The organism is Epilithonimonas zeae, from assembly GCF_900141765.1.
GTDB lineage: Bacteria > Bacteroidota > Bacteroidia > Flavobacteriales > Weeksellaceae > Epilithonimonas > Epilithonimonas zeae.
Genome location: NZ_FSRK01000001.1, coordinates 39364 through 64832, shown reverse-complemented (window position 1 = coordinate 64832; position 25469 = coordinate 39364). Strand labels below are relative to the sequence as shown.

The following is a 25469-nucleotide window of genomic DNA, read 5'->3' as shown; positions in this document are numbered from 1 at the left end:
TTATTAAAACAATTCTCCCAAATTTTTCGGCCTGGAAATATTCAAATGTTTGTAGGCTTTATAAGTCACTTCCCTACCTCTAGGTGTTCTGATAATAAAACCTTCCTGAATCAAAAAAGGTTCATAAACTTCTTCCAAAGTTTCTGGATTCTCTCCAATAGAAGTAGCCAATGCAGAAATCCCCACTGGTTTGCCTCGGAAATTTTCAATCATCACACGCATAATTTTGTTATCCATATCATCTAAGCCAAACTCATCAACGTTTAGAGAATTCAATGCGAATTTTGTGATTTCGATTTCGATTTCTCCATTGCCTTTGATTTCGGCGAAGTCACGAACTCTTCGCAAAAGCGCATTGGCAATTCTTGGAGTTCCTCGGCTTCTTCTGGCAATTTCGAGTGCTGCATCTTCATATATTTTCACACCCAAAACTCGTGCACTCCTTTCGATAATCATTCCGAGAAGTTCGATGGTATAATATTCTAATCTGCTTTGGATTCCGAATCTTGCAAGCATTGGCTTGGTAAGCATTCCGCTTCTTGTGGTTGCACCAATTAATGTAAAAGGATTTAAGCCAATTTGCACAGAACGTGCATTGGGACCGGTTTCCAGCATAATATCAATCTTATAATCCTCCATCGCAGAATACAAATATTCTTCTACAATTGGAGACAGACGATGGATTTCATCGATGAAAAGAACATCATTTTCTTCGAGATTGGTCAGTAACCCAGCCAAACTTCCTGGTTTATCTAAAACTGGACCAGAAGTGATTTTACAATTAACGCCTAACTCATTGGCAATAATATGTGAAAGAGTTGTTTTTCCCAATCCCGGTGGACCGTGCAAAAGAACATGGTCCAAAGCACTTCCACGATTTTTAGCTGCTGCCACGAAAACTTCCAGGTTATCAAGCGTTTTTCTTTGCCCCGCAAAATCTCTGAAACTCTGCGGTCGGATTTTTTCTTCCTGAATCAAATCGTCATCAGAATAATTGTATTTATCGGGATGTAAAAAATCGGGCATTGCTTTGAATTAATAATTAAAATGAAAAATTAAACCAGAAATTGAATTCGGTTTAATGGTATTCAAAGATAAAGAAATTTTAAGGGACTTTTGGATTGTACTTCTCGGTTTCGGAAATGATTTCCTTTAATTGGATTTTTTCTTCTTTTGTCAATTTTCTTTGCAAGAATCCATTCCTCACATCTTTACCAAGATATTGTGGAAAAATCCCGTAATAATCATAAAGCTTCAAATCATAAATATTAAGCCAAGGAAAAAACTCTTTCTGAAAAGGGTATTTAGGAACATAAAAGTTTAAATTCCCAATCTTATATTCTGAATTGATATTAATCAAATTATTCTCTTTTGGTTTATAAAGCTGATACCAATTAAAACCCGACATCTTTTTCCCTACATTGAATTTTTGAATAAATCCCGGGAATATAAAAATCACTGATACAAAAACTGAAGTAATGACAGTTGTAAAAATAGATTTCTGTTCTGAAATATTTTTAAAAATCAGAAACAACACAACTAAATAAATATCAATAAAAAATCGATATTGTGCTGAGAAGACAATTATAAAAATAAACTTCAATAAAACACAAATGAAAATGAAAAGTAAAAAGTAAAATTTATCTTTTCTTCTAAATGCTAAAAATCCTAAGATTATTACACTCAAAACAATTCCGAAATTTAAAATTGATTTCAATCCAATTGTAAACCAATGATAAATTCTTTCCCAAAGATTAAATCCCAGAATCTGCTGATAAGAATAATGCATATCATAAGATTTCATCAATCCGATTTGTGAAGAGTAAGTCAAAATCTCCTCACTCGGCTTCCAAGACAAATTAAAATCAAAAGCTGAAACAGGAAAAACAGGAAATCCGAAAAGCCAGATATTTTTGAAAACAAATAAACTTCCAAAAGCCAAAATTGGAATCAACATTTGAAATTTGAAATTTCTTTGGTAAATACTTTCTAAAACAATCAGCAATGGTAACCAAAACATTGTTGGCTTTATACAAAATACAAATATTGAAATGTATAAAAGTACTTTTCTGTCCGAGTTAATTAATAATTCATTCAGAACAATTAAAGAAATTATAAAGGTTGGTAAATCCGGGCTTGGCTGCTGAATAAAAATTAAGAAAAATGGAATAAACAGAAACAGAACCCACTGCCTTCTTTCATAAATATAAATCAAAAATAAGAGTAGTAAATAAACATTAATTCTTAAAAACTCATCAGTTAAATTTGAAAATCCAGCTTGATAAACGTGCCAAAACGATGATTGACCCAATAATAAATCTATATTTGAAATTCCTTTTACAAAGCCAACTTCTTTGAGAAACGTAACAGTTGGAACATAATAACTGTAATGATCATATAAATAAGGCGAAAAGGATGCAACAAAAAGAATTAATATTATAAAAAAATAAAACCAAAAGTCGATATTCTTCCTAAACTCAAACTGGGTAAAATCTTTCTCTTTTAAAAATAATATCATTCCAAAAACTCCAGAAATTAAAAATGTAATTTCTATATAAAAATTCAATGGCAAGAAAAAAGCCAGAATTGTTTGTAAAAAGGTAACGCTTAGAATCCCTAAAAGAGAAATGATTGTAAAACTCTCATTTTTGATTTTTAGAAGTTTACCCACAATAATTCCATTACCAAAATTGATAAAGAGAAATATGAGAACAGTTTTGAGAATTATAAGCATAAAAAAGATTGCTTACCAAAAATAAGCAATCTTTCCGTGTTAAAATATATATGAAGAAAATTTACTTCTGTACTCGCCCGGTTTTTCTATCATTGGCTCTACCAATTGTATAACCAGTTGCACCACCTGCTACACCACCAATTACGGCTCCCAAACCAGGATTTTTCTTAGAAATAATGGCTCCAGCTGCCGCTCCACCAACCGTACCAATAACCGTACCTTTCGCCGCACTACTCCAGCCTTTTTTCTGAGTCGCTGTAGTTCCAGCTGAACTTGAGGAACCTGAGGAGCCTGAAGACGAAGAATTAGAAGCCACGCTTCCTGATGAAGATGAAGAGCTACTCCTTCTGGAACTTTTTCTGGCAACACGATTAGCTTCAGCTTTTCTCTCTGCTTCTTTCTCCTCTTCCACTTTATTGAGGCTATCTTTTTGTCTTTCGAAATTGATTTTTTCTTTCTCTATGGCCAACTTTTGTTTTTCAATATCAATCTGTCTAGCTTGATAATCCAACTTTTGTTGCTCCAAAGAAGCAGCTTGTACTTTTTCATCTTTATTACAAGATGATAACAATAAAATTATACTCGCTCCTGTTAAAAATAAATTTTTCATAACTTTTTATTTTTTCACAAATTGTGAATTACAATTAAACCAATTTCAATTATGATTCCAAAATAGATTATAAATTGTTAAAAATTGTTAATTATATTTATTATCAGGAGTTTAAATGTTATAAATTTTCTGCATAAATTTGATTCCAACTTTAATATCACACTGAATTTTATATTAAAAGTCTATTTAAAATCATAAAGCCTACAAAGAATTATGAACTATATAGCTTCTATATTAGCTAAAAAAAGAGACCTTGCAAAAAATGAAATGGAATACGAAAAAAGTATCCTGTTCGATGTTTATACATTTGTTTTGGTTTTCCTTTTATTGTGCAATGTGGTTATTAACATCCTTCTTTTTCGTCCTGTGAATTGTATAATTTTTGGAAGCTTTACTATTTTTATGTTAGGCACATTGTTTTGGCCGGACAGAATCAGGTTCAATCCAAAACTTCTGATGTTACTTTTCTTTTTCTTAGGAATAATGATTTTTTATTTCGACACCATTTCAGGAGAAGGCTGTATGAACTATTTATCGTATGTTTCTTTAACCATTGCAGTAGCCTTTTTCTTCGATTATATCAGAGACCGATGGATTATATTCTTTTTGATTTTATCCTATCTACTTTGGTTTTTAATTAATGTTACTACTGATTATTATCTAAGTAGATTCTACGATCAGAATCTTTCTCCTATAGAAGAATGGTATGTTAGAATCTATAAAATCATAGAAATTTCTTTTTGCACCTTCGTCGGGATGTATTTCATCTACAGAAAAGAACGATTCCTTGTAAAATATTATATAGAAAAGGAAAAACTGAATGCTATGATTCAGAAAACAGATAAAATTAATTTTTCCGGAGAATTGTATGAATTGGCGATGAGTAAGAATTCATTATTCATTACTTATTTCAAATCTCAGTTTCCAGATTTTTTTGATAATATTTTAGGTGCTACACCAAACCTTATTTCATCCGAATTGGAAATATGTGCATTACTAAAGTTGAATCTTAGCACCAAAGAGATTGCTATCGCAACCAACTCTACAGTAAAAGCAATCGAAAATAAGAAGTATCGCATCCGTAGAAAGCTGGATTTGAGTACAGAAACAGACATTAATCTTTATATTATAAACAATTTCTAAAATTTTATTTACAAATAAAGATATCTGATTATTAAACAATTAACCAAATTATTAATAATTATAAATACCATGAGTATATGTGGGCGAACAATTATTGGTCAAATATTTTCCACTGAATTATAGAAGCTATATTATTGCACTATAAAACACAGAAAAAAAACACAAATGTTTGAAAATAACTACGATTTTCAGACTTGATTAGAAGTATTAATATTTCTTTTCTAAACACAAATGATAAAAAACCGGAATAATTACTATTCCGGTTTTGTGTTTATATTGAAGAAATATATTTAAAATAATTCTTTTCTAATAATATTCTGAGAACGTTCTGGCCCTACCGAAACCAAATAAACATTAATTCCCAAATGTTCCTCTATAAACTCGATGTATTTTTTTGCATTTGCAGGAAGCTCATCGTATGTTCTAGCATTGGTAATATCTTCGTCCCAACCTTCCAATTCTTCATAGATTGGTTCGTAATCATATAATTTAGTTGTAGAAGAAGTAAAGTAATCGATAATTTTCCCGTCTTCTGTTTTATATTTCGTAGCGATTTTCAAAGGATGAATTCCTGTAAGAACGTCCAACTTGGTAATTACCAAATTATTAATTCCGTTAATCATACAAGCGTGCTTAAGAGAAACCAGATCCAACCAACCTGTTCTTCTTGGTCTTCCTGTTGTAGCGCCAAACTCAAAACCAATTTGTCTGATTTTCTCTCCTAATTCATTATCTAATTCTGATGGGAAAGGTCCATTGCCAACTCTTGTTGTGTAAGCTTTAGCCACTCCAATTAGATTTTGCAATGCTGTTGGAGGAACACCTGCGCCTGTACAAACACCACCTGTAGAAGGTGAAGATGAAGTTACGAATGGATAAGTTCCGAAATCGATATCCAACATCAAAGCTTGAGCACCTTCAAACAAAATATTTTTACCGTCCTGGATCGCTTCATTGATTTCTAATTCCGTATCAACAATTCTATCTTTCAGTCTTTCTCCCAAAGCTAGAAACTCCTGATAAATTTCTTCAACATCCAAACCTGGCTTTTCGAAATATTTTTCAAAAAGGGAATTCTTTACTTTTAAATTTTTCTCGATTTTTTCTCTTAGAACTTCGGGATTCAAAAGATCAATCATTCTGATCCCAACTCTTGCGATTTTATCTTCATAACAAGGACCAATTCCTTTTTTGGTAGTCCCAATTTGGGTTCCGCCTTGTTCTTCTTCTCTATAAGTATCTAGTAAAATGTGATAAGGCATTATCACGTGTGCTCTTCTACTGATGAAAACGTGATTCGTTTTCAAGCCTTTGCTCTCTATCTGCTCGATTTCTTTAATGAAAGCTTTTGGGTTTACAACCACACCGTTAGCAATGATACACTTTCCTTTACACTGCAAAACGCCTGAAGGCAAAAGATGCAGGACAAATTTTTCTTCTCCAACATAGACGGTATGGCCAGCATTATCACCACCCTGGAAACGGACTACATAGTCTGATTTGGCTGATAAAACATCCGTTATTTTTCCTTTCCCTTCATCTCCATACTGGAGACCTACAACTACGTAAGTTGACATATTTTTTACTTTTTTTAGATTATTTACAAAGTTATACTATATATATGGCTTAGCAAAATCAAAGAAAATAAAAAACCCTCTTACTATGAATAAGAGGGCAAAAACACAAATGATGAAAAAAATTATAAATGCATCGCTGCATCTACAATACAATTTTCGGTACAAAAATCGTACAATTTTTACAATTTCCAATAAAAAAAGAAAACTTTATTTCAGAAAATTAATTATATTTTAATATTAAATTAAATTAAATAAAAATATAAACTTACTTATACATATTATATATTTTTATCAACTCAAATCTGTCAATTCGAAATAACAGTAATGTATTAAATAAAAAATCAATCAGAACTCTAAGATTATTTAAAAAAAAGCGAAAAAACATCCTAAAAACAAAAATAAATGAGAAATATTTAAACCTAAATAAAAAAATAGTTTTAATTTTAAATCAGCAAATATACTTTTGCAATATAATTTTAATTAAAAACCGAAATAAATATTATAAAAGATGTGCGGAATTGTATGTGTATTTGATACAAAACAAAAGAATGAAGTTATAAGACCTCAAATATTAGAAATGTCTAAAAAAATTAGACACCGTGGTCCGGATTGGTCAGGAATCTACCAGCACGACAATGTGATTTTCTCCCATGAGAGACTGGCAATTGTAGATCCTACTTCTGGCAAACAACCATTATTTACAAAAGATAAAAAAGTTGCATTAGCAGTTAACGGCGAGATATATAATCATCAGGAATTGAGATCAGAATTTCCAGATTACGAATTTTTGACTCAGTCTGATTGTGAAGTTATTTTGGCTTTATACAGAAGAGACGGAAAAAAGTTCTTAGAAAAACTGAACGGAATTTTCGCTTTCGCCCTATATGATGAAGAAAATGACGCTTACCTAATAGGAAGAGACCATATGGGAATTGTTCCTTTATATATGGGTTGGGACAAAAACGGAAGTTTCTACGTCGCTTCAGAATTGAAGTCCTTAGAAGGTGTTTGTAATAAAATAGAAGAATTCCTGCCAGGTCATTTTCTTTATAGCAAAGATGGGCAGGAATTACAGCAATGGTACAAAAGAGACTGGGCAGACTTCGAGAATGTAAAAGATAACGAAACCGATATCGCAGCCATCAGAAAAGGATTAGAAGAAGCAGTTCACAGACAACTGATGAGCGATGTTCCTTATGGTGTTTTACTTTCTGGTGGTCTGGATTCTTCTATCATCGCGGCTGTAACTGCAAAATTTGCAAGACAAAGAATAGAAAGTGGTGACACTCAGGAAGCTTGGTATCCAAGATTACACAGTTTTGCTGTAGGTTTGGAAGGTTCTCCCGATTTGGCAGCGGCTAGAAAAGCAGCAGATCATATCGGTTCTGTTCATCACGAAATTAAATATACCGTTCAGGAAGGTTTGGATGCGATAAAAGATGTGATTTATCATTTGGAAACTTATGACGTAACGACTATCAGAGCTTCTACTCCAATGTATCTTTTGGCAAGAGTCATCAAATCGATGGGAATCAAAATGGTACTTTCCGGAGAAGGTTCAGACGAATTGTTTGGCGGTTACTTGTATTTCCACAAAGCACCATCTGCTCAAGCTTTCCACGAGGAAACCGTAAGAAAATTAGGAAAACTTCACCTTTATGATTGCTTAAGAGCCAACAAATCTCTAATGGCTTGGGGAATTGAAGGTAGAGTTCCTTTCCTTGACAAAGAATTTATGGATGTAGCGATGACCATCAATCCAAAAGATAAAATGGTAACACCCGAAAGAATGGAAAAATGGGTTCTGAGAAAAGCTTTTGAAGATATTTTACCCGAAAGTATTGCCTGGAGACAAAAAGAGCAGTTCAGTGATGGTGTTGGTTATTCCTGGATTGATACTTTGAAACAAGTAGCAGAAGATGAAGTGACAGACGAAATGATGGCGAATGCGAAATTCAGATTCCCGATTAACGTTCCGATGAGCAAAGAAGAATACAGATACAGAACCATCTTCGAAAGTCATTTCCCAAGTGATTCCGCTGCAAGTTGTGTTCCTTCTGTCCCTTCTGTAGCTTGTTCTACGCCTGTTGCTTTGGAATGGGATGAAGCTTTTAAAAATGCTAACGACCCAAGCGGAAGAGCGGTAAAAGTGCACGAGACAGCTTATTAGGAATTTATTAAAACTAACTATACTAACTACACCGAAAAACCGCAAGTCTAGGCTTGTGGTTTTCTCTTATTAATTAATAATTTTTTCTATAATTAACCCCTTGTATTAGATATTCTGCTTTATGCCCATCATTAATACGAAACAATGTTCTAAGACTTCTATATTTTTGGGGGTTAAGCACAGAGCAATTAAAATGTAAATGTGGACCCGTGCTCCATCCGGTATTACCACTTAAGGCTATCACTTGTCCTTTTTTTACTTTATCACCCTTTTTTACATTTAAACTATTAAATTGCAAGTGTACATAAGAGGCCATTGTTCCATCAGAATGTAAGATAATTATAAAATTAGCATCTTTAGCACAAGCTTCATTGTCACATCCTGTATTACTATCTTGCTTAAGCAAAATTACAACACCTTCTCTCGCTGCCAGAACTTCAGTTCCTTCCGGCATTTCAAAATCAAGGGCATTTTGATTTTTATGAGAATATCCCCCATTATATCCCTGCACTACTGCAAACATTCTTCCTTTAGCATAAGGTAGATCATAAATATAATCTTCATCAGCATCTTTCCAATTATTGCCTGGCGTCAACTTGAATTCAGGTATTTTTTTAAAGCTGGAAGGCTTATGGATATCTAGAGGAACAAATTGAGCTAACCTTAATTTGGATGTATTCTCTTCAATCACATACCGATTTTTGAAATGCTCGCCTATCGACCTCATATTCTCAACCTTTGGTTGTCCAAAAAACTCAATTGAATATGGAAGAGAATCTTGATTATCCATCAAAAGTGTAATGGTATCATTCTTCTTCTGGTAATAAATTTTAAGATTAGGTGCTTGCGAAAATAGAAAACTATTTTTTAAAATAATTATCGCCCAAATTAATTTTCTCATTCTTCAAAATAAAGCCCCCATTTCTGAGGCTTTTTAATTATTGCTTAGTGAAAATTATATTATAAGGCAACGGATCTGGTCTTTCAGAGGCAGGCTTATCATAATAGAAACAATCTGTATCTATCCAGTTGGTATCTTTGGAATAAATCCATTGCAGCTTTGTTTTTGCAGAATCTATAAAGTTGATAATAATATCTCCTGTTATACCACATAAATCTCTATCTATATAAAATAGTGAATATTTATTATCTGATTTCCCAAAATTAGTGCCTTTTATTTTTGCTTTATCATCGATTATATTGGTATTATCAAATAAAATATTTCCATTATTATCCGACACTTTAAACTTTCCTATTAAAATATCGGCATAATAGGCACGAGAGTCTAGAAAATCTTTATAGTATTTAATTTTTTTTAGAGTAATAAAAATAGTTTTATTGCTCCAAGTTGCTTTCCATACGCCTTCATATTGTGAAAGTTCATTGGTGGTGTCTTTCAAATAAGAATCCTTTGGAAATTCTATTCCGTAAGTTCTTAATGGATATTCCTGTGCGTTACAGGACAGAAATATGTTGACTATAATTAATAAGATTATTTTTTTCATAATTATATAATTTAATTTTATGGGCAAGGAGTTGATTTTACAGGCTGGTCAGCGCCATTGTATTCTAATTTCGCAGAAGATGTTTCGGTCACTTTATATACTTCCAGCCCATCAATTTTTGTAACTTCTTTTATAAATTGTGTGAATATTTTCTCAACATTAGCTTGAGTTAATTTTTCGTCATTAATTAATTTTCGATATTCATCTTTATACCAGGTCTGCCATTTTTCTTTTGTTTCATAATTAATAGAACCCGGCCAAGTAGCTTTAGTATATTGCAGCATATAATTTCCGCCAGAAGTTGTAACTATCGAGTACGCATTCATGTAGCTTCCCGTGTAACTACTTGCTTGCGGCATGAGAATATTAATAAAAGTCCTTACATCTGTTGGTGAAAAGATTTTTATCGGATGATTTCCATTAGCATCTTCATCTTGATGAGAATGCATCAATCCCGAAACGCCACTTTTATCGTCAGGTAAACTCATATCGGTAGTGCCTATCTTATTTTCAATATCTACAAATGAAGGCTGCAAACCACTATTTTTTGGTGGATATCTTTCAAAAGTACCTTTCTCGTGATCTAAACCAAAGACATCTGGCTTGTTTATATTATCATATTTTGCTTTAAATTTTGTATCAGCAAATTTTGCTTTTATCTTCGTACATGGATCATTCAACAAAGGAATACTCACCGTACCAGATCCCACACCATTGCAGTTACCCTTGTTGGATCCACCATAAAAAACATGCTGTGTCTCACCACATAGGTTGATCCATACCTCACCGGTGATGTATCGCTCTCCCGTAACAGGATTCTGAGAGTATGTATAATGGGAAAGCTGATAGACTCCGCAGCCATTTCCGCCGGTACCACCAGTTGGCCCACCGGTATCCCCAGTATTCGGCCAGTTCCCACCGCCACCTCCACCAGTATCACCAGGACCGTTTGTACCGCCTGGGCCGCTAGGGCCGCCACCGCCACCAGGATTACCTGAGCACCCACCACTGCCATTTACCATAGACATGTTGGTTTGTTGGGTTCCGTCCAAAGTATAGGTGCTGATGTTTCCCGAAAAGAACAAAAAATCGTTAGGATCATTTGTAAGCCAGTCTTCCGATGGAGAATATCTTACAATTTTCGAGGTATAAGTCCCATCAGAAACTTTGACTTCCAAATTATAAATATCCGGTGTACTGTCTGCAGGCACCACCGGGAAATTATAATAGATACTTCCATTGTTAGTAGTCTCAACGACGAAATCTGTCTTGACCTCCCCAAAGATGGTCTCTGATTTTCCACTGGCAGATGATGCTTTCAGGCTAACAATGAAGTTGGCTGTCTTCGCCTGCAGTTCATTGATAACCCCGGGGATACTGGATTTTGGCACAACCCGGAATTTTAAAGCTTGTTGATTGTTGCTGGTTTCGTTAGCGTTGAAATTGTCATTTCTACAACCAATGATGAGGAATGTAAGAATTACAAACCACATTAAATAGTTTTTTCTCATAAGTGTTTTTTATTTTTTTATTACATTACTAATGTAAAAAATTCTCACAATAAAAAAGTACGGAAAAACGCATTTTGATAAAAATTTAATGAATTTTTAATTTTACCAGATATTATTTGCCGATATATCAATATTTATTTTAATTTTATCTCATTAATGAAATTCAATTTTTAATTAAAAACAACACAAAAGATGAGAAAATTTATTCTTAGTATCCCGGCAAAAGCCGTTACGGATACCTACACCGCAACCATTACTAGTTCCCTTACACCAATTAATCCTTACAAAATCAATCTTACGGATGACGAGAAACCTGGCATGCGAACAATGGCAGAGGGCAGAGAAGGCTACGCACGACTAATCTCTCGTATTGCCACACAATTTCCTGACGCTCTGGGCAGAAGCGACAGTCCCGAAGAACTCGCTGCACTGCTGGATTATTACGGCAATCTGGAAGGGGGCAGAATAGCTATTCTGCAGAATCTTGAAACTTTTGAGGAGATTCAGCTAGGGGCTTCTGCAGATATAATGGCGCTTACAGACCGTTACAAAAAACCTGCAACTCTCCCGAGAAAATGATGCTGCGCTGGATCTTGCGATGCGCGATGTGGATAGCTGGAATAGCCGATTTACTAATAAAAGTAAAACAGCCGACGCACCACCATCTGAATAGTTTTATTATTAATCCCATAAGCCCGCTTTGAATTTTCAAGGCGGATTTTTTATGGCATTTACTTTACATTAGCATCTTAGAATATATATTGGAGAAACTTTCAGGTTAGGAATCAACTTAAAGCTGTTCGCCTATGAATATTATAGGCAAGCCTATCATTTCAGTAAGCGAGCCTATGGATTTAGTAGGCTAGCGTACCAATTTGAAAGACGTGCTTATAACTCTTGTAGGCCCGGCTAAGTATTTAGCAAGAGAGCCTATTATTTTGCTAAGCGAACCTACTATTTTCACAGGATCGGTTCCACTATTTATAGGATTGGTTATCTTTTTATTAACCTATCCTATAATTGATAAAGGCTTACCAATGAATTCTTTTGGTTCTCCTACTTTTTTAACAGGTCGCTCCTACGGAACTTTAGCCAATTGTAAGAAAACTATTTCTATTAATAGTTTGTAGCTCTGCTTCTTTATTTTGTTGATATTATTATGAACAGCTATGTTGCTTTAACACCAGTCTAAATAACAAGCTGCAAATTAGTTAAAACAAAAAACCACAAACTTAAGCTTGTGGTTTTTGATTTTTCAGTTGTAATTGTTTGGCTCTTTTTTTCCGTCTGTTGGAGATGACTTCTGTTATTTTCCCGCCGATCCACGAGAATGGGAAGAAAATCAGGAAGATGGATATCTTGTAGAAGACAGGATGGTAAGGATATATGATAATATCCAACATCGCAATGAATAGCATGATAAAACCTATCAAAATGGCATAAGCTACTTTGGCATATTTCACAATCATTGCGGTTACTACTCCACCGAAGGTCACGCCCAATCCACCAAAAAACAACAGTGCTATATAGAAAGAATCTTTGCCTTGGACAGACTGCAAGAGCAATTCCCAATGACTAAAAGGTGCAAACTGCTTATAGGTGATCCACGAGGAGTCTATCTTTACCCCAAGTGTGATAATGAGAGCGGCTACCGTAAGACCAGCCAAAACACCTAATGTATTCCTAAGAAAGTTCATCTAGTCCTTGTAAGCAATCATAGAGATTTCTACATCCACATTTTTGGGAAGGCAAGACACCTGCACGGTTTCTCTCGCCGGAAATTGATCGTTATTAAAATAGGAAGCATAGATCTCATTCACTACTGCAAAATCATCCATATTTTTAAGGAAGATAGAAGCTTTTACAGCATTATCAAAATTCATATCAGCGGCTGTTAAAATAGCTTTCAGGTTTTTCATCACCTGATGTGTTTCCTTATCAATACCTTCTACCAACTTTCCAGTTTCCGGATCTACAGGAATCTGACCAGAGATATACAAGGTTCCGTTGACTAAAGTTGCTTGCGAATAAGGTCCGATAGCAGCCGGAGCGTCTGATGTATGAATGATTGTTTTCATTTCGAGAGTTAAATTTTTACAAAACTATATAAATTAGATGGAAGTTGGAAGCCAGAGGTGATAAGATTTCCTGATTATGATTAAATAATTTGCAAATGCTACTCTTCTAACTTCGGTTTTTATTTTTCGTTTTTAAAAAGTACTGTTAGGTTGTGTGAAACTTCTTTCTTTATATTTCACCGCATCTTTCAGGATATTGGCTTTGATTCCGATAAAGAAATCATAGACTTTATACTGCCCAAAAGGCACCCAGTTGAATGTTATGGTAAAACTACGCTGATCTCTGGAAAACCCAAGTCTTGTGTACCCCAGCTCTTTCCTTTCTATATCATAGTTTGTACTTCCGTTGATATTCCAATAAGGTGTCAGCTTTATACTACCATCCAAACCAAGCGATGCAACTTTGGTACCTAAACGGGAAAGACCTCTTGTGTAAGCATAATTGGCATTCACATTCAGTGTCCAGGTTGGAGAATAGTGGGAGTAATTATCATCATCAAAGAAATAATTCTCGTTCCGTATTTCTCCTTTCTTTTTGTACTTTTTGGAGCCTTCTTCCTTCTTACCAAAAATGGCTTCACTCATCGGGTAAGATAATTGAACATTAATTCCTTGTAAACTGAAATGTCCAAAATTTTCTGTTCTTACGCCAACGTCACTTCCTTCGGTAAATACAATTTCATAAGGTTCAATCGTCATACTGGAGTTGACATTCAATTTATTATTAAAGAATGACGACTGCGCACTAACACTGAAAACCGACCATTTGTATTTTTCTGCCGCAAAGTTATACCCTCCGGAAATATTAAGATTTTCAAAAATCTTCACTTTTTTCACTCCGGTAGAGTCTGTTTTGGACTTCACTTTCATCTCCAAATTATTTGAGACATTGAAACCCATAGTTTGCTGAAGTCCGGAAGAGGGTGCACCATAAATCCCACCTTCGAAGATAGAATAAGGCGTCATTTCTCCTCTGGCATTAGAATAATTCTTATAATAACCCCAGCTTCTCTCACCAAAATCCGGAGAATAGGAAAAGCTCATACTTGGCGTTATCATATGACGAATAGCAACAATCGGAGAGTTTTTGTTAAAGTTTTTCTGACCATACAAAACCGTCTGCAAACTTGCACTTGTAGAGAATGTGGTATAACCACTAACATTACTTTTATAATTATCCTCCACCAAGTTGGTCAATGGATTGTATTTTTTTTCCAGAGTCTTTGTCGTTAAAACATTATCTGCATTAGCCGATAAAGTAAATGTAAAATATTTGGCTAATGTTGTGTTTGTAGAAAGTGAGATATTGTTTTTTGCGCCCGTTTTCAGGTCTTTCCACATTTCCTGTTTGAAAAGCTTATCTTCTGTAGTTGTTACATAATTACTCAATGCAAAACCTGTATTCACGTTGATGTTTTCCAGCAATCCGGTTCTAACACCTGTTTTTGGTTTGAAAAGATAGAACTGATTAACTGCAATCGTCATATCCGGCAAACGCAAATCAGTAAGTTTCGTAGCAAAGTTCTGGTTGTAAGCCATACTTGCACTAATTGTAATCGGAAGGTTCAGAAATCTTTTAGTAACATTCACTCTGGAAGTCTGGGTTGTATTCAGAACATTACCATTGAAAATATAATTGTTATTAACTGTATTAGTATAAAAAGCACTACTGCTTACAACATCCACACTGGCGTTGAATGTGAAATATGGGTTAGCTTTAGAATCCTGAGAATGTCGCCAAGCGATTCTGAAAGTTCTTGTTTTAGAATAATCATCCAAACCTTTGATTCCACGAACCGTATAACCGTAATCCGCCGCGAAATTTCCAGAGTAGCGGTATTTTTTAAGATAATTAAGTTCCGGCTTCAAATTCCAGCTTCCTTTGGTGTATAAATCTGAAAGAATTTTCAAATCAAAGTGATCGCCAATAGGTTGGTAATATCCCAAACCATTCAGGAAGAAACCAACGTCCTGCCTTTCTCCAAAACTTGGAATCAAAATACCCGCGGATCTTTTATCTGAAAAAGGAAGAATAGCAAACGGCATAATCAAAGGCGTGGGAACTTGTTCTATGTACATTTGGATGGGGCCAGTTACAATCTGTGAACTGTTTTTACCTTTCAAAAGTTTGATGATACGGGCAGACATATGATAATCCGGCAAAGAATCTTTTTTCTTCAGAAAATATTCATCCGTTGTGTACATTCCTCTGCTCATTACAAAAACAGAGTCATTATACTTCTTGGTTTTTTGCGCCACAATAACACCTTCACTCTCTTCTGTTCTGGCATTGAAAGCGATGGCTTGTTTGGTTTTGATATTGTAAATTACCTCGTTGTATTCATATTTTTTACCCGCTTGTGTTGCAATGGCCGGTTTTATAATCTTGCCTTTTTCATCCTGCTCTCCTCTTGCATAGATTTTCCCGGTTTCCCATTCGAATCTGATGTAATCTGCATCGATTTGCATATCCTGATAGATAATCTGAGCATTCTTATAAAGAGAGGTTTGCTTGTTGGTAATGGAAGAAGTATTTCGCTTTTCAGCCTTCATTTTTACGATACCTTCCAACTCTTCTTTAGGAAGAATCGTATCTTTTTTCTTTACACCTAAGGAATCTTTGGTTATATTTATAGAGTCACGAATACCGCTTTTTTCATCAACATTTTTAGGCACAGTTTGTGATAAAATATTGTTAAAAATTAGGATATTTAAAATTAGTAATATACTTTTGAAAATACTTCGAGCCAATGCAGTCATTCTGAAATTGGGTTCAAAATTAATTAAATTTTAAAGATTAAAATGACCAGCTTCAAATTTTATAATAAAATTTTCTTTCTGTTAACATTTTTTATCGGTTTTAGCAGTATTTATTCACAAAAAAAATTCACCATTGTTCTGGATGCTGGACACGGTGGAAGCGACATTGGCGCTAACAGAACATATAGTGACATTGGTTCTGTTCAAGAGAAAAACGTAACTCTGGGAATCGTTTTGAAATTGGGAAAAATGTTAGAGAAAAATAAGGATTACAAAGTCATCTATACCAGAAAAATAGACGAATATCCTTCTTTAACTACCAGAACAACGCTTGCTAACAGAAGCAAAGCTGACCTTTTCATATCAGTTCATGTCAACTCATCGCCGAGCAAAAGTGCTACAGCGCAAGGAACAGAAACCTTTGTCCAAGGTCCTAATCAAAACAAAGCGAATCTGGATGTTGCAAAAGCAGAAAATGATGTGATTTTCTTAGATGAAAAAGATAGAGAAAACTTCGCATCCTATAATCCAAGTTCTCCGGAATCCTTAATTGCCCTTAAAATTCAGCAAAGCAAATATCTTGAGGCAAGTCTTATCATTGGTGGCTTGGTTGAAGAGAATTTTGTAAAAAAAGATAAAAGAATGTCTCGTGGTGTAAAACAAGAAAACTTACACGTTTTAAGAATGAATGCGATGCCATCTATACTTATAGAAACCGGATTTGTTAACAATTATGAAGACGCTCATTATATTTCCACAGAAGACGGACAGCAAGCCATTGCAGAAAGTATCTTCAATGCTATTACAAGTTATAAAAAACTCGTGGATAGAAACGTAAAAGAACCGGAGCCTGAAAAACCTGTAGAACAGCCTTTGAAAAACGACTTCAGAATATTATTGATGAGCACGCCGTCCAGATATACAGAAGATGACCCAGCTCTGAAAGGTTTAAAATACATTTTACCTATTAAAGAAGGTGAATTCTACAAGTATTATTACGGAACAACAAACTATGCTTCGGTAAAAGACACCAATCTGAAGACAGCCAGAGATGCCGGATTTAGAAATTCTATGGCCATCAGTTTTGTTCCAAATCAAGCTTTAGGAATGGGTTACTATACTATAGAAGTATATGCCGGAAAAGATAAGTTAGATTCTAAATCTAATATATTAAGGGCTCTTCCAGATATTGTAAGAAATAAAGAGAATGGTATTTTCTATTATACTAATGGTAAGTACAGAACTCTTGAAGATGCTGTAAAAGCTCAGAAAGATTTGGAAAGTAAAGGGATCTCCAATACTGTCATCGAGAAAAAATTGAAATAGATAAAAACGATTTGCAAAAAGTAGAGAGTTTCTCTACTTTTGCATACCGTAAAAGGAATGGCCTATTCGTCTAGTGGTTAGGACTCAAGATTTTCTTTCTTGCAACAGCGGTTCGATTCCCCTATAGGCTACATTTGAAAATTAAAATGAAAGTTATTTTGAATAGCTTTCATTTTTTTTTATCTGAAAATCACGATTTTAAAAAAACATCTAAAAAAATATTTTGAATTTTAAAAAATATCTATACTTTTGCACCGCCTTAGAGGAGAAGAGAAAGATACCCAATCTTAATCATTCAAAAACGGTTTTTAAATCACAATAACTTCTAAGCAAAATAAAATTAAATTTTAAAAAAAGTTTGCAAATTAAAAAATAGTTTTTATCTTTGCACCCACATTTGAACGATATGGCAAATCATAAATCAGCATTAAAGAGAATTAGACAAAACGAAGTAAGAAGACTTCGTAACAGATACTACCACAAAACTGCAAGAACAGCTTTGAAAGCGTTGAGAAACGAAGAAAACAAGGCAGCAGCAGTTGAGCAGTTACCTAAAGTTATCTCTTTATTGGATAAATTAGCAAAGAAGAATATTATTCATAAGAATAAAGCTTCTAACTTAAAAAGTAAATTAACTAAACACGTAAACGGTTTAGCTTAATATAAAGCTTGGCCCGTTCGTCTATCGGTTAGGACCTCAGGTTTTCATCCTGGTAAGAGGGGTTCGATTCCCCTACGGGCTACTTAAAATACCTTCCCTAATTTTTCTGGAGGTATTTTTTTTAAACATTTAAAGTCTGTGTTTTTCATTTAGAATGGTACAGATAAACAAAAAGAAAAATTAACTAGGCCCGTTCGTCTATCGGTTAGGACCTCAGGTTTTCATCCTGGTAAGAGGGGTTCGATTCCCCTACGGGCTACTTAAAAAACCTTCAGAAATTTCTGAAGGTTTTTTCTATTATGATAATTAATCCAAATCCTTTTTATCTATACAATCTGCTCGTTTGTCTATTTTTATTTTGATTAATTATAGAGATTCTTACCTTTGGCAAAAAAATACATATGTATATTATTATTGCTATCGGCTTAGTCATACTGACTTTATTTCTTATCAACTCAAAACTATTTGATGAATTAAGGGCAAGAAAAACCAGAAGTTTCGAATTCTTCATTTCTTTAATTTCAACATTTATAGGTTTCTTTATTGCGTTAAGTCTTAATACAATTTTGTCAGACATTAATCAAAAGAAAAATCTGGTTAAAGTTTTGGATGCAACCAATCTTTCATTGGAAAATAGTGAAATGAAAACCCAAGGAATGTATTTGAACGCTGCCAAAAAAGGAGCTGATATTTCGGAAATTATTCAGTATGCCCCGATGGAAATTCCAAAACTCTATAGTAATCTGGAAACAAATTCGCTTGTAAGTGATTATTTTTTGTCAAATGCATTTCAGGCATACATTTTGTGTAACGACAATCTGCAAACTTTTGTAAAAAGCGCTAATGCAAGTAATGTAACATCAGAAAAGAAAGTCCTGATTTTAGAAAAATATCTGGCTTACCTTAATTTGGCAAAGCAAATCAATACATTAGAAATAAAAAGATTGAATGGAGACATTTCTCTGTCTGATGAAGACCAAGAGTTGCAAAAATTAATTCAACAAATAAAGAACAATTAACAAATGAAAAAAACACTTTTAACACTGGCTCTAGCAGGTATTGTGATGACAGCTAACAGTTGTAAAAAAAATGATGATTCTACAACAAAGATAGATTTTACCCAATCTTATGAAGATGCAGCTTTAGCACTATCTAGCGCTCAGAAAAACTACGAAGCGGCTTTGGCAACTAATGACCCAGTAAAAATAGAAGCGGCTAAAAAAGAATTAGAGGCAGCACAGCAAAAATATGTAGAAAGTAAAAATACTTATGTTGCAAAAGGCGGAACTGTAAAACCTGAGTACGAAAATTATCTGACAACTTCTACCCAAGCATTAGGAGCAACGGCTTCTGAAGCGATTGGAAATGTGGTGAAGGGTTCTGACAGCATCATCAGCGGAACGGTTACCAATGCTGTAGAAAACAAAACTACGGAGGTTAAAAATAAGCTAAATGCTGAAAAAACGAAGATTACAGATGAAACTAAAAAAACGGTTGCTGATGTAAAAGCTTCTGCCAATAAAACCAAAGAAGATTTCAAAAAGTCTGCTGAAGAAACGAAGAAATCAGCGAATGAAGAAATTGATAAGGCAAAGCAAAGTCTTAACAATCTTTTGAATAAATAATTACACCAAATCACACACTATATTTCAAAAAATCCTCAGAAATTTCTGGGGATTTTTTACTTTTACATTAATTATTGAAAAGCAATGAAAATCCTAATCATCAACGGACCTAATCTCAACTTACTTGGAACACGTGAACCGGAAATCTACGGCTCTGTTTCTATGGAAGATTATCTGAATGAATTAAAAAATGAATTCCCTTCTGCCGAAATTACGTATTATCAATCCAATATAGAAGGCGAATTGATTAACCGTTTACAGGAAGATGATTTCGAAGCTGTAATTATTAATCCTGGTGCTTTTACCCATTATTCTTACGCCATATCAGATTGTCTTAAAAATATCAATAAACCTAAAGTTGAAGTTCACATCAGCAACATTTACAAACGTGAGGAATTCCGAAAAAAATCTGTGACTGCGGAAAGTTGCGATGCGGTTATTTCCGGATTTGGAATGAAAGGTTACAAATTAGCAATTAAAAGTTTGATTTAAAAATCATAAAATCTCGCAGATTTTATAGATCATGCAGATAAACTTATATATAAATTCTGGAAAATTTGCTTAATCTGCGAGACAATTAAACGAAAAAAGAATCTCGATTGAGATTCTTTTTTATTTTATTCAATTTTGACAAAAAACTTACCAACCGGCGTTCCTTCTGCCATATTGCTTTTAGCTAATATCAGCCAATATTCTCCTTTTTGTTTGGTGTCATATTCAATGGTTGGTCCGAATGGTCCGTCAAAAGTATTGTCTGGCATTCTGATTTGATTGAATCTCAGATTCATTGGTTTTTCGGTTTTCAAATAACCTTTGATTTTTGGTTGATTGAGATTTTCTAATTTTAAAATCAGTTGGTCATCTGGGTTTTTGATTTCGAGATTCAATCGGATTGGCATTTTTGAGGCGTCGACTGTGACGATATTTTGATTCGATTCTTTTTCCGTTTTCAAAATGGTCGAAAGTGAATCAACTGGTTTTTCAATAGTGGTAACAGTATCTACTTTTTGTTCTTTGATTTCCGGTTCTTTTTTACAGGCAATCAAAAACAGTGGAATTAATGCCAAATATTTTAAACTATTTACTTTTAGGTTTTTTGATATTAATTGTTTCATAATATAAAATTTTTGAGAGAAATGTTTCTTTTTGATAAGATTCTATTCTTTCCTTAAGTTGATTTTTCATTTCGGAGTTTTTGGTTTTCTCGGCATAATCCAACAAAATTTGTTCGTTATAATTGATGGAAACCAAGTGATAGTTTTCCGCAAAATCCTTTCTTTTGATATTGTTGGACGTGATAATCCACCCCCAATTGACGTAACTGCAAACCAAAATCAAGCCATAACAAGCCCAAAACATTTTGTTAAAAAGGAAAGCATTGGTCTTCTTTTTCTGGATTTTGATGAATGTGAAAATCAATCCTATCAAAGCCATCGCCAAAAAAGCATAAACGCCCAAACGTTTGTAAGTCAAACCATAATTGATGATATATTCTGAATTTTTAAGAGAAGCCGAGATTACCAAAACCGCATTAAGAACTATCCATACTTTTGCAGAAATCTTAAGTGATTTTGCTTTGTCATCGAAATTAAATCCTTTTTTGAAATAAAATAAAATCACGAGAATTGCCATTATAATAGACATTATCACAGCATTAACACGTTCGTGTGTTTCAGCACTCAATCCGTCAGCAGACTTTGTAGCTTCGAAAAACTGTTCATAATTGTAAGTCGCAATGAAAATCAAAAGCAGAACGTTAAGCGCAGAAAAGGAAATCAATCCGCTCGTTCTTTCGGAATCGATATCGAGGAAAGAAAATGTGGGTCTTTGAATTTTGACTAAGCCAGAAAAATTGTCATTCAAGAATCTGTTTTGTTTGAAGATGAATCTTTCCACTCCGAAATTCCAGAAAATAAAACCAATGTAAAATCCGATAATTGCTAAAACTATAAAAGTCAAGGGTTGAAACTCTAGTTCGGAATCTCTGAACAGATTCGCAAAATGGTCGCTTCCAAAAGCATAAATAAAAAAGAAAATGGTCACAAAAAATGCAGGAATCAAAATAAAAGTGATAAGTTTTTTCCCAAAGCTTTTGCCTTCTTTCGGCTTTTCGTACCATTGCTCTATGTTGAAAACTCTTCCCAAGAATGTGAAGAGATTCAACAATAGAACTTCAATATATAGAAATGGTTTTAGTTTCGGATAAGTTCCTTTGAACCTCAATAAAAATAATGACACAAAAACTGCAGCAAACGAAATAGCATCGCCAAACCAAGCAAAAGCTAATGATGAAAAAATGGAGGTTACAAAAAGAGTTAGAAAAGTTCGTCTTTTGAATTCTGGTTTAGTTTGAATGTAAGTTAAGATACTTAGAAAAATCCCGAAAATTCCTAGATTGAGCGCAATATATTCTTTGTAAAAGAGAATGATAACTGCCAAAACTGTGATGAAAATCAAATGATGTTTTTTCATAATTATGATGTTTTATTATTTGAATTAAATCAGTACAAAACCACTGTTTCTCTTTGGTTAATAAAATCTTTCACATTTTCGAAATTCTGAAAAAGTAATTCCTCAAAATCCCAATGATAAAAAGGTCTCATACGTTTTCCTTTCCTGTAAGCCTGCATATAAATCCTGAAATATTCTGGAAGAATGAGGCTTCCTAAAAATATTGCCGCAAGGAGATGAGCGTTCATTTTGCCGTTTCCTAAAAGCAAAAACTGCATTGCAATTTCTTCTTCGAACTTGGTTCCACAATCCGTGAGCAAATGATGAACATCGTGATTTTCCATCTTTGGAATCATTGTAAAACCGTACTTTTTATAGAATTCGCCAAGTTTTCTTCCAAGCGTATCTTCTTCAAAAGACAATAATTGCTGTTGGGAAAACGCCCATTGCCTTTTCTTTTTCTTAAAATATTTTCTATATAACTTTTGCGTATTGTCGTAAACAAACAGCAAAAATTGAATGCGTATTTTTTTCATAATTTTTATTTTAAAATTGAGGTTCCGATGAAGAAATAGAGAATAGCAAAAGGAATATTAATGAGTAGAATCATAGCAGATTTGATGGATTCGCTTTTATAATTTGGGTTCATTAATCCATACATCATCAATCCGAAAAATGCGAGCAGATTAATAATAGTTCCAAAAATCAAAAGCAAGTAACCTCCGATTGCAAAACCTTCATCGCCAGAAAAAATGTAACCAAAAAGACAAATGTTCCCCAATATAAATGAGAGCCAGAAAAGGGATTTCCCAAGGTTTAGAATTTTAAAATTTTCCATAATGTGTTGATTTTAATATTAAATAGATTTCAAAGTGAAAAGTGTGATTTCCGGTCTGCAATTGAATCTGACCTGATAAGAATGTCCCAAAGCACGATTGATGTAAAGCATTCTGCCATCTTCCAAATCGATGATTCCGGAGATATATTTTCTGTTTTTAACTGGTAAAATTAATGGCGGAAGAAATGGCGGTTTCGCCTGTCCGCCGTGTGTATGTCCAGAGAGAATCCAACCTTGATAATTGTTCCAGACATCCAAATCGCAAACGTCGGGATTGTGGCAAAGGACGAGATTAGCTTCTTCCGGATTAATGGTTTTTGTTAATTTCTCAGGATGAAAATTGGTTCCCCACAATTCTTCGAAACCATAGATATTAAGTCCCGATAAATTCACTTTCTCATCCCGAAGAACTTGAATCTTGGAGTCAGTTAATATTTTTGAAACCTCATCTGCAACATATTCTTCTCTCCATTCTGCACCGTAATCGTGATTGCCTAGAATTGCCGTTGTTCCTAATGTTCCAAGAACGGCTTCTTTCATTACGATTTTCAGTTGTTCAAATTGTTCAGCATTATCTTCCCAACAGACAAAATCGCCGGTGTAAACGACAAAATCTGGTTTGTAAGTTTTGGCTTTTTTAAAAGAGTCAATCAAGAAATTCCAATCGAAACGATTACCGACGTGCAAATCTGAAATCTGCATCAGAACTTTATTATGAAGATTAGATGGGAGATTTTTGATTGGTAAATCTTGGTGAACAAACTCCAACATAAACGGTTCAATTTGCCAACTATAGAATAATGATAATCCTGCTGTTGCGAGTAATGATTTGGTTATAAATTTTCTACGATTCATTTTTAATTAATTGTAAAGTTCTTTGAATCACAAAGTAAATTTTCAAAAAAAATTGAGAGTTATCGTCCCAACAATTTTTCCAGATTATTAATATGTTCTGTGAACGCATCTCTCCCTTTTTGTGTGACACGGTAAGATGTTCTCGGTTTTTTACCCACAAATTCTTTTTTGATTTCTATATATTCAGCTTTTTCGAGAGCGGAACTATGACTTGCCAAGTTTCCGTCGGTGGCATTCAGCAAATTTTTCATTTCAGTAAAATCAACCCAGTCGTTGACCATAAGAACGGACATAATGCCCAATCTTACACGGCTTTCGAATTCTTTGTTGAGTTGATTAATGTTTAACATTTCTTCTAATTATTAATTGGCTGCCATTCTCCTTTTTTGAAAAACATATTCGAATAAGGTTTAGTTTTAAAAACTAAATAAAAATCCCGAGAGTTTCTATATAGTGTTGGCTCTGTTTCTAAAATGAAATTTGGATTTTCATTAATGATTTTCAAATGTGGACTTACTCCTCCTTCTATAAATTGAATTTTTCTTTTATAAATCTTTAATACTTTGCTTTCATTGGTAATATATAGATTCAAATCATCATCTTTTGTGATTTCGAATCTATAATGATTGTATTGCCAGTCAGCATTACTTCCTTTAAAAAATTTTCTATCAACAATGTATGTTCCATAAAAATCCTCCTTATCTATTTTTGTGCTATATAAAAAATTAGAAAGAATTGCAACAATAGCAAATGAGCCAACCACAATCCAAATTCCGACAGAAAGTTTTATAAATATTTTTTCCCTTGTTAAATGATAAATAGATAATAATATAAGAGTAATAAATCCTAATAATAAAAATAGTATCAGAGAAAAAAACATCCACATAATTTTTATTATAAAATAGAATCAATCATATTTTCTATACATCAAAATCCCATAAAAAATATGTAAAAATCCAAATCCTATTGCCCAAAATACCAATCCCCATCCCAGCCAAAATAAAGCTATAATTCCTAAAACTACTTCGCAAATCCCAAGATATTTGACATCGCTTAATGTGTATCTTTCAGCATTAATCAAAGCTAATCCATAAAAGATAAGCATTGACGGCGCAATTAAAGGAAAATAATGATGATACCAAAGTGCGACGCAAAAAAAACCACCTGCAATTAATGGAATTGCAAAATTGAGCAACAGTTTTTTCGTAATGGAATCCCAAACTTTCAGATTTTTCTTTTTACTCTTTCTGGCTGTAAAAATATAACCACTGGAAATTGCCAAGACTAAAATTACCAAAGCAACAAAGAATAGTTCTTGAGCCAAAGCTGGTGTATAGATATTTCTTTCACCGTCAAAGTAATCGATTCCCTCTCTCTGGAAAATAAAATAAACATAAATAGAGCCCAGCAACGCAACAATTCCTGCGACAACACCGGACAAACCGCTCAATGAAATAAATCTTGAACTGCGTTCCATCATCTGACGGATATGCGCTAATTCATCTTGGTAATTTTTTGATTCCATAAAAAGAACTTTGAATTACAAAGTTATAATTTATTTTAAAACTTCAAAATAAATTTTGAAGTTTTTTGAAATAAAAAAGGGAACAAGCAAGTTCCCTTTT

At 33.8% G+C, this 25469-nt stretch carries 27 protein-coding genes and 3 tRNA genes; 12 read left to right on the top strand and 18 right to left on the bottom strand.

Features of this window, described 5'->3' with window-relative positions:
• Window positions 1-3 precede the first annotated feature (3 nt).
• From ruvB to BUR19_RS00265, 3 genes are all read right to left on the bottom strand, one after another.
• A complete protein-coding gene (gene ruvB / locus BUR19_RS00275) occupies window positions 4-1026 on the bottom strand; it encodes a Holliday junction branch migration DNA helicase RuvB (RefSeq protein WP_074232941.1) in 1023 nt (340 codons plus the stop codon).
• A gap of 79 nt (window positions 1027-1105) precedes the next feature.
• The gene (locus tag BUR19_RS00270; protein WP_074232940.1) at window positions 1106-2734 is read right to left on the bottom strand and encodes an LIC_10190 family membrane protein; all 1629 of its coding nucleotides are present in this window, start codon (window positions 2732-2734) and stop codon (window positions 1106-1108) included.
• Window positions 2735-2795: 61 nt separating this feature from the next.
• Window positions 2796-3344 (bottom strand): YMGG-like glycine zipper-containing protein, encoded by a 549-nt coding sequence (locus BUR19_RS00265; protein WP_074232939.1) that lies wholly within the window; start codon window positions 3342-3344, stop codon window positions 2796-2798.
• A 213-nt stretch (window positions 3345-3557) separates the two neighbouring features.
• Here BUR19_RS00265 and BUR19_RS00260 point away from each other — a divergent pair, with 213 nt between their 5' ends.
• Window positions 3558-4487, top strand: a complete 930-nt coding sequence (locus BUR19_RS00260) for a helix-turn-helix transcriptional regulator (RefSeq protein ID WP_074232938.1) — start codon at window positions 3558-3560, stop codon at window positions 4485-4487.
• A gap of 290 nt (window positions 4488-4777) precedes the next feature.
• Here BUR19_RS00260 and BUR19_RS00255 read toward each other — a convergent pair whose 3' ends face one another.
• Window positions 4778-6064, bottom strand: coding sequence for an adenylosuccinate synthase (locus tag BUR19_RS00255; protein ID WP_074232937.1), 1287 nt, complete (start codon window positions 6062-6064; stop codon window positions 4778-4780).
• Between the two features lie 508 nt (window positions 6065-6572).
• On the opposite strand from BUR19_RS00255, the gene asnB reads away from it, so the two are divergent.
• Complete coding sequence (gene asnB, locus BUR19_RS00250) at window positions 6573-8234, top strand: asparagine synthase B (protein ID WP_074232936.1); 1662 nt, start codon at window positions 6573-6575, stop codon at window positions 8232-8234.
• A gap of 73 nt (window positions 8235-8307) precedes the next feature.
• On the opposite strand, the gene BUR19_RS19225 is transcribed toward asnB, so the two are convergent.
• Genes BUR19_RS19225 through BUR19_RS00235 form a run of 3 tightly spaced genes read right to left on the bottom strand, consistent with a single transcriptional unit; the run spans window position 8308 to window position 11250 of the window.
• Window positions 8308-9135: a M23 family metallopeptidase gene (locus tag BUR19_RS19225; RefSeq protein ID WP_074232935.1), complete on the bottom strand. Its 828-nt coding sequence runs from the start codon at window positions 9133-9135 to the stop codon at window positions 8308-8310.
• A 37-nt stretch (window positions 9136-9172) separates the two neighbouring features.
• On the bottom strand, window positions 9173-9739 hold the full coding sequence (locus BUR19_RS00240) for a DUF6705 family protein (protein ID WP_074232934.1): 567 nt from the start codon (window positions 9737-9739) through the stop codon (window positions 9173-9175).
• A gap of 17 nt (window positions 9740-9756) precedes the next feature.
• Window positions 9757-11250: a hypothetical protein gene (locus BUR19_RS00235; protein ID WP_074232933.1), complete on the bottom strand. Its 1494-nt coding sequence runs from the start codon at window positions 11248-11250 to the stop codon at window positions 9757-9759.
• Window positions 11251-11442: 192 nt separating this feature from the next.
• Between BUR19_RS00235 and BUR19_RS00230 the strand changes: the two genes are divergently transcribed.
• Together BUR19_RS00230 and BUR19_RS18760 are read left to right on the top strand one after the other, a co-directional pair.
• Window positions 11443-11829 (top strand): hypothetical protein, encoded by a 387-nt coding sequence (locus tag BUR19_RS00230; protein WP_074232932.1) that lies wholly within the window; start codon window positions 11443-11445, stop codon window positions 11827-11829.
• A gap of 296 nt (window positions 11830-12125) precedes the next feature.
• Window positions 12126-12380: a hypothetical protein gene (locus BUR19_RS18760; protein WP_139297233.1), complete on the top strand. Its 255-nt coding sequence runs from the start codon at window positions 12126-12128 to the stop codon at window positions 12378-12380.
• A gap of 102 nt (window positions 12381-12482) precedes the next feature.
• Here BUR19_RS18760 and BUR19_RS00225 read toward each other — a convergent pair whose 3' ends face one another.
• From BUR19_RS00225 to BUR19_RS00215, 3 genes are all read right to left on the bottom strand, one after another.
• Window positions 12483-12947: a hypothetical protein gene (locus tag BUR19_RS00225; protein ID WP_074232931.1), complete on the bottom strand. Its 465-nt coding sequence runs from the start codon at window positions 12945-12947 to the stop codon at window positions 12483-12485.
• On the bottom strand, window positions 12948-13328 hold the full coding sequence (locus BUR19_RS00220) for a RidA family protein (RefSeq protein WP_074232930.1): 381 nt from the start codon (window positions 13326-13328) through the stop codon (window positions 12948-12950).
• Window positions 13329-13460: 132 nt separating this feature from the next.
• On the bottom strand, window positions 13461-16088 hold the full coding sequence (locus tag BUR19_RS00215; RefSeq protein ID WP_074232929.1) for a putative LPS assembly protein LptD: 2628 nt from the start codon (window positions 16086-16088) through the stop codon (window positions 13461-13463).
• 42 nt (window positions 16089-16130) lie between these two features.
• Between BUR19_RS00215 and BUR19_RS00210 the strand changes: the two genes are divergently transcribed.
• The 8 genes from BUR19_RS00210 (at window position 16131) to aroQ (ending at window position 20192) form a co-directional block, all read left to right on the top strand.
• The gene (locus BUR19_RS00210; protein WP_074232928.1) at window positions 16131-17414 is read left to right on the top strand and encodes an N-acetylmuramoyl-L-alanine amidase family protein; all 1284 of its coding nucleotides are present in this window, start codon (window positions 16131-16133) and stop codon (window positions 17412-17414) included.
• Between the two features lie 59 nt (window positions 17415-17473).
• Window positions 17474-17545 (top strand) — tRNA-Glu (locus tag BUR19_RS00205).
• 275 nt (window positions 17546-17820) lie between these two features.
• Window positions 17821-18075: a 30S ribosomal protein S20 gene (gene rpsT, locus BUR19_RS00200; protein ID WP_074232927.1), complete on the top strand. Its 255-nt coding sequence runs from the start codon at window positions 17821-17823 to the stop codon at window positions 18073-18075.
• A 10-nt stretch (window positions 18076-18085) separates the two neighbouring features.
• Window positions 18086-18157, top strand: a tRNA-Glu gene (locus BUR19_RS00195).
• 105 nt (window positions 18158-18262) lie between these two features.
• A tRNA-Glu gene (locus BUR19_RS00190) sits at window positions 18263-18334 on the top strand.
• A 142-nt stretch (window positions 18335-18476) separates the two neighbouring features.
• Complete coding sequence (locus BUR19_RS00185) at window positions 18477-19094, top strand: hypothetical protein (RefSeq protein ID WP_074232926.1); 618 nt, start codon at window positions 18477-18479, stop codon at window positions 19092-19094.
• Window positions 19095-19097: 3 nt separating this feature from the next.
• Window positions 19098-19700 carry a hypothetical protein gene (locus BUR19_RS00180; RefSeq protein ID WP_074232925.1) on the top strand — a complete coding sequence of 201 codons (603 nt, stop codon included), beginning with the start codon at window positions 19098-19100 and terminating at the stop codon, window positions 19698-19700.
• 84 nt (window positions 19701-19784) lie between these two features.
• Complete coding sequence (gene aroQ / locus BUR19_RS00175; RefSeq protein ID WP_074232924.1) at window positions 19785-20192, top strand: type II 3-dehydroquinate dehydratase; 408 nt, start codon at window positions 19785-19787, stop codon at window positions 20190-20192.
• Between the two features lie 125 nt (window positions 20193-20317).
• Here aroQ and BUR19_RS00170 read toward each other — a convergent pair whose 3' ends face one another.
• From BUR19_RS00170 to BUR19_RS00135, 8 genes are read right to left on the bottom strand one after another with little or no spacing between them, the layout of a single operon-like run.
• Window positions 20318-20815 carry a hypothetical protein gene (locus BUR19_RS00170; RefSeq protein ID WP_074232923.1) on the bottom strand — a complete coding sequence of 166 codons (498 nt, stop codon included), beginning with the start codon at window positions 20813-20815 and terminating at the stop codon, window positions 20318-20320.
• Window positions 20778-22172, bottom strand: coding sequence for a DUF4153 domain-containing protein (locus BUR19_RS00165; protein ID WP_074232922.1), 1395 nt, complete (start codon window positions 22170-22172; stop codon window positions 20778-20780). Before BUR19_RS00165 ends, BUR19_RS00170 begins: the two co-directional genes overlap by 38 nt.
• A 29-nt stretch (window positions 22173-22201) precedes the next feature.
• Window positions 22202-22687, bottom strand: a complete 486-nt coding sequence (locus BUR19_RS00160) for a Coq4 family protein (RefSeq protein WP_074232921.1) — start codon at window positions 22685-22687, stop codon at window positions 22202-22204.
• Window positions 22688-22692: 5 nt separating this feature from the next.
• On the bottom strand, window positions 22693-22989 hold the full coding sequence (locus BUR19_RS00155; RefSeq protein WP_074232920.1) for a hypothetical protein: 297 nt from the start codon (window positions 22987-22989) through the stop codon (window positions 22693-22695).
• Between the two features lie 18 nt (window positions 22990-23007).
• Window positions 23008-23844 carry a metallophosphoesterase gene (locus tag BUR19_RS00150; protein WP_074232919.1) on the bottom strand — a complete coding sequence of 279 codons (837 nt, stop codon included), beginning with the start codon at window positions 23842-23844 and terminating at the stop codon, window positions 23008-23010.
• A 59-nt stretch (window positions 23845-23903) separates the two neighbouring features.
• A complete protein-coding gene (locus BUR19_RS00145) occupies window positions 23904-24194 on the bottom strand; it encodes a winged helix-turn-helix domain-containing protein (RefSeq protein ID WP_074232918.1) in 291 nt (96 codons plus the stop codon).
• Window positions 24195-24199: 5 nt separating this feature from the next.
• The gene (locus BUR19_RS00140; protein WP_083600611.1) at window positions 24200-24724 is read right to left on the bottom strand and encodes a hypothetical protein; all 525 of its coding nucleotides are present in this window, start codon (window positions 24722-24724) and stop codon (window positions 24200-24202) included.
• A gap of 27 nt (window positions 24725-24751) precedes the next feature.
• Window positions 24752-25369: a hypothetical protein gene (locus BUR19_RS00135; protein WP_074232916.1), complete on the bottom strand. Its 618-nt coding sequence runs from the start codon at window positions 25367-25369 to the stop codon at window positions 24752-24754.
• Window positions 25370-25469 lie beyond the last annotated feature (100 nt).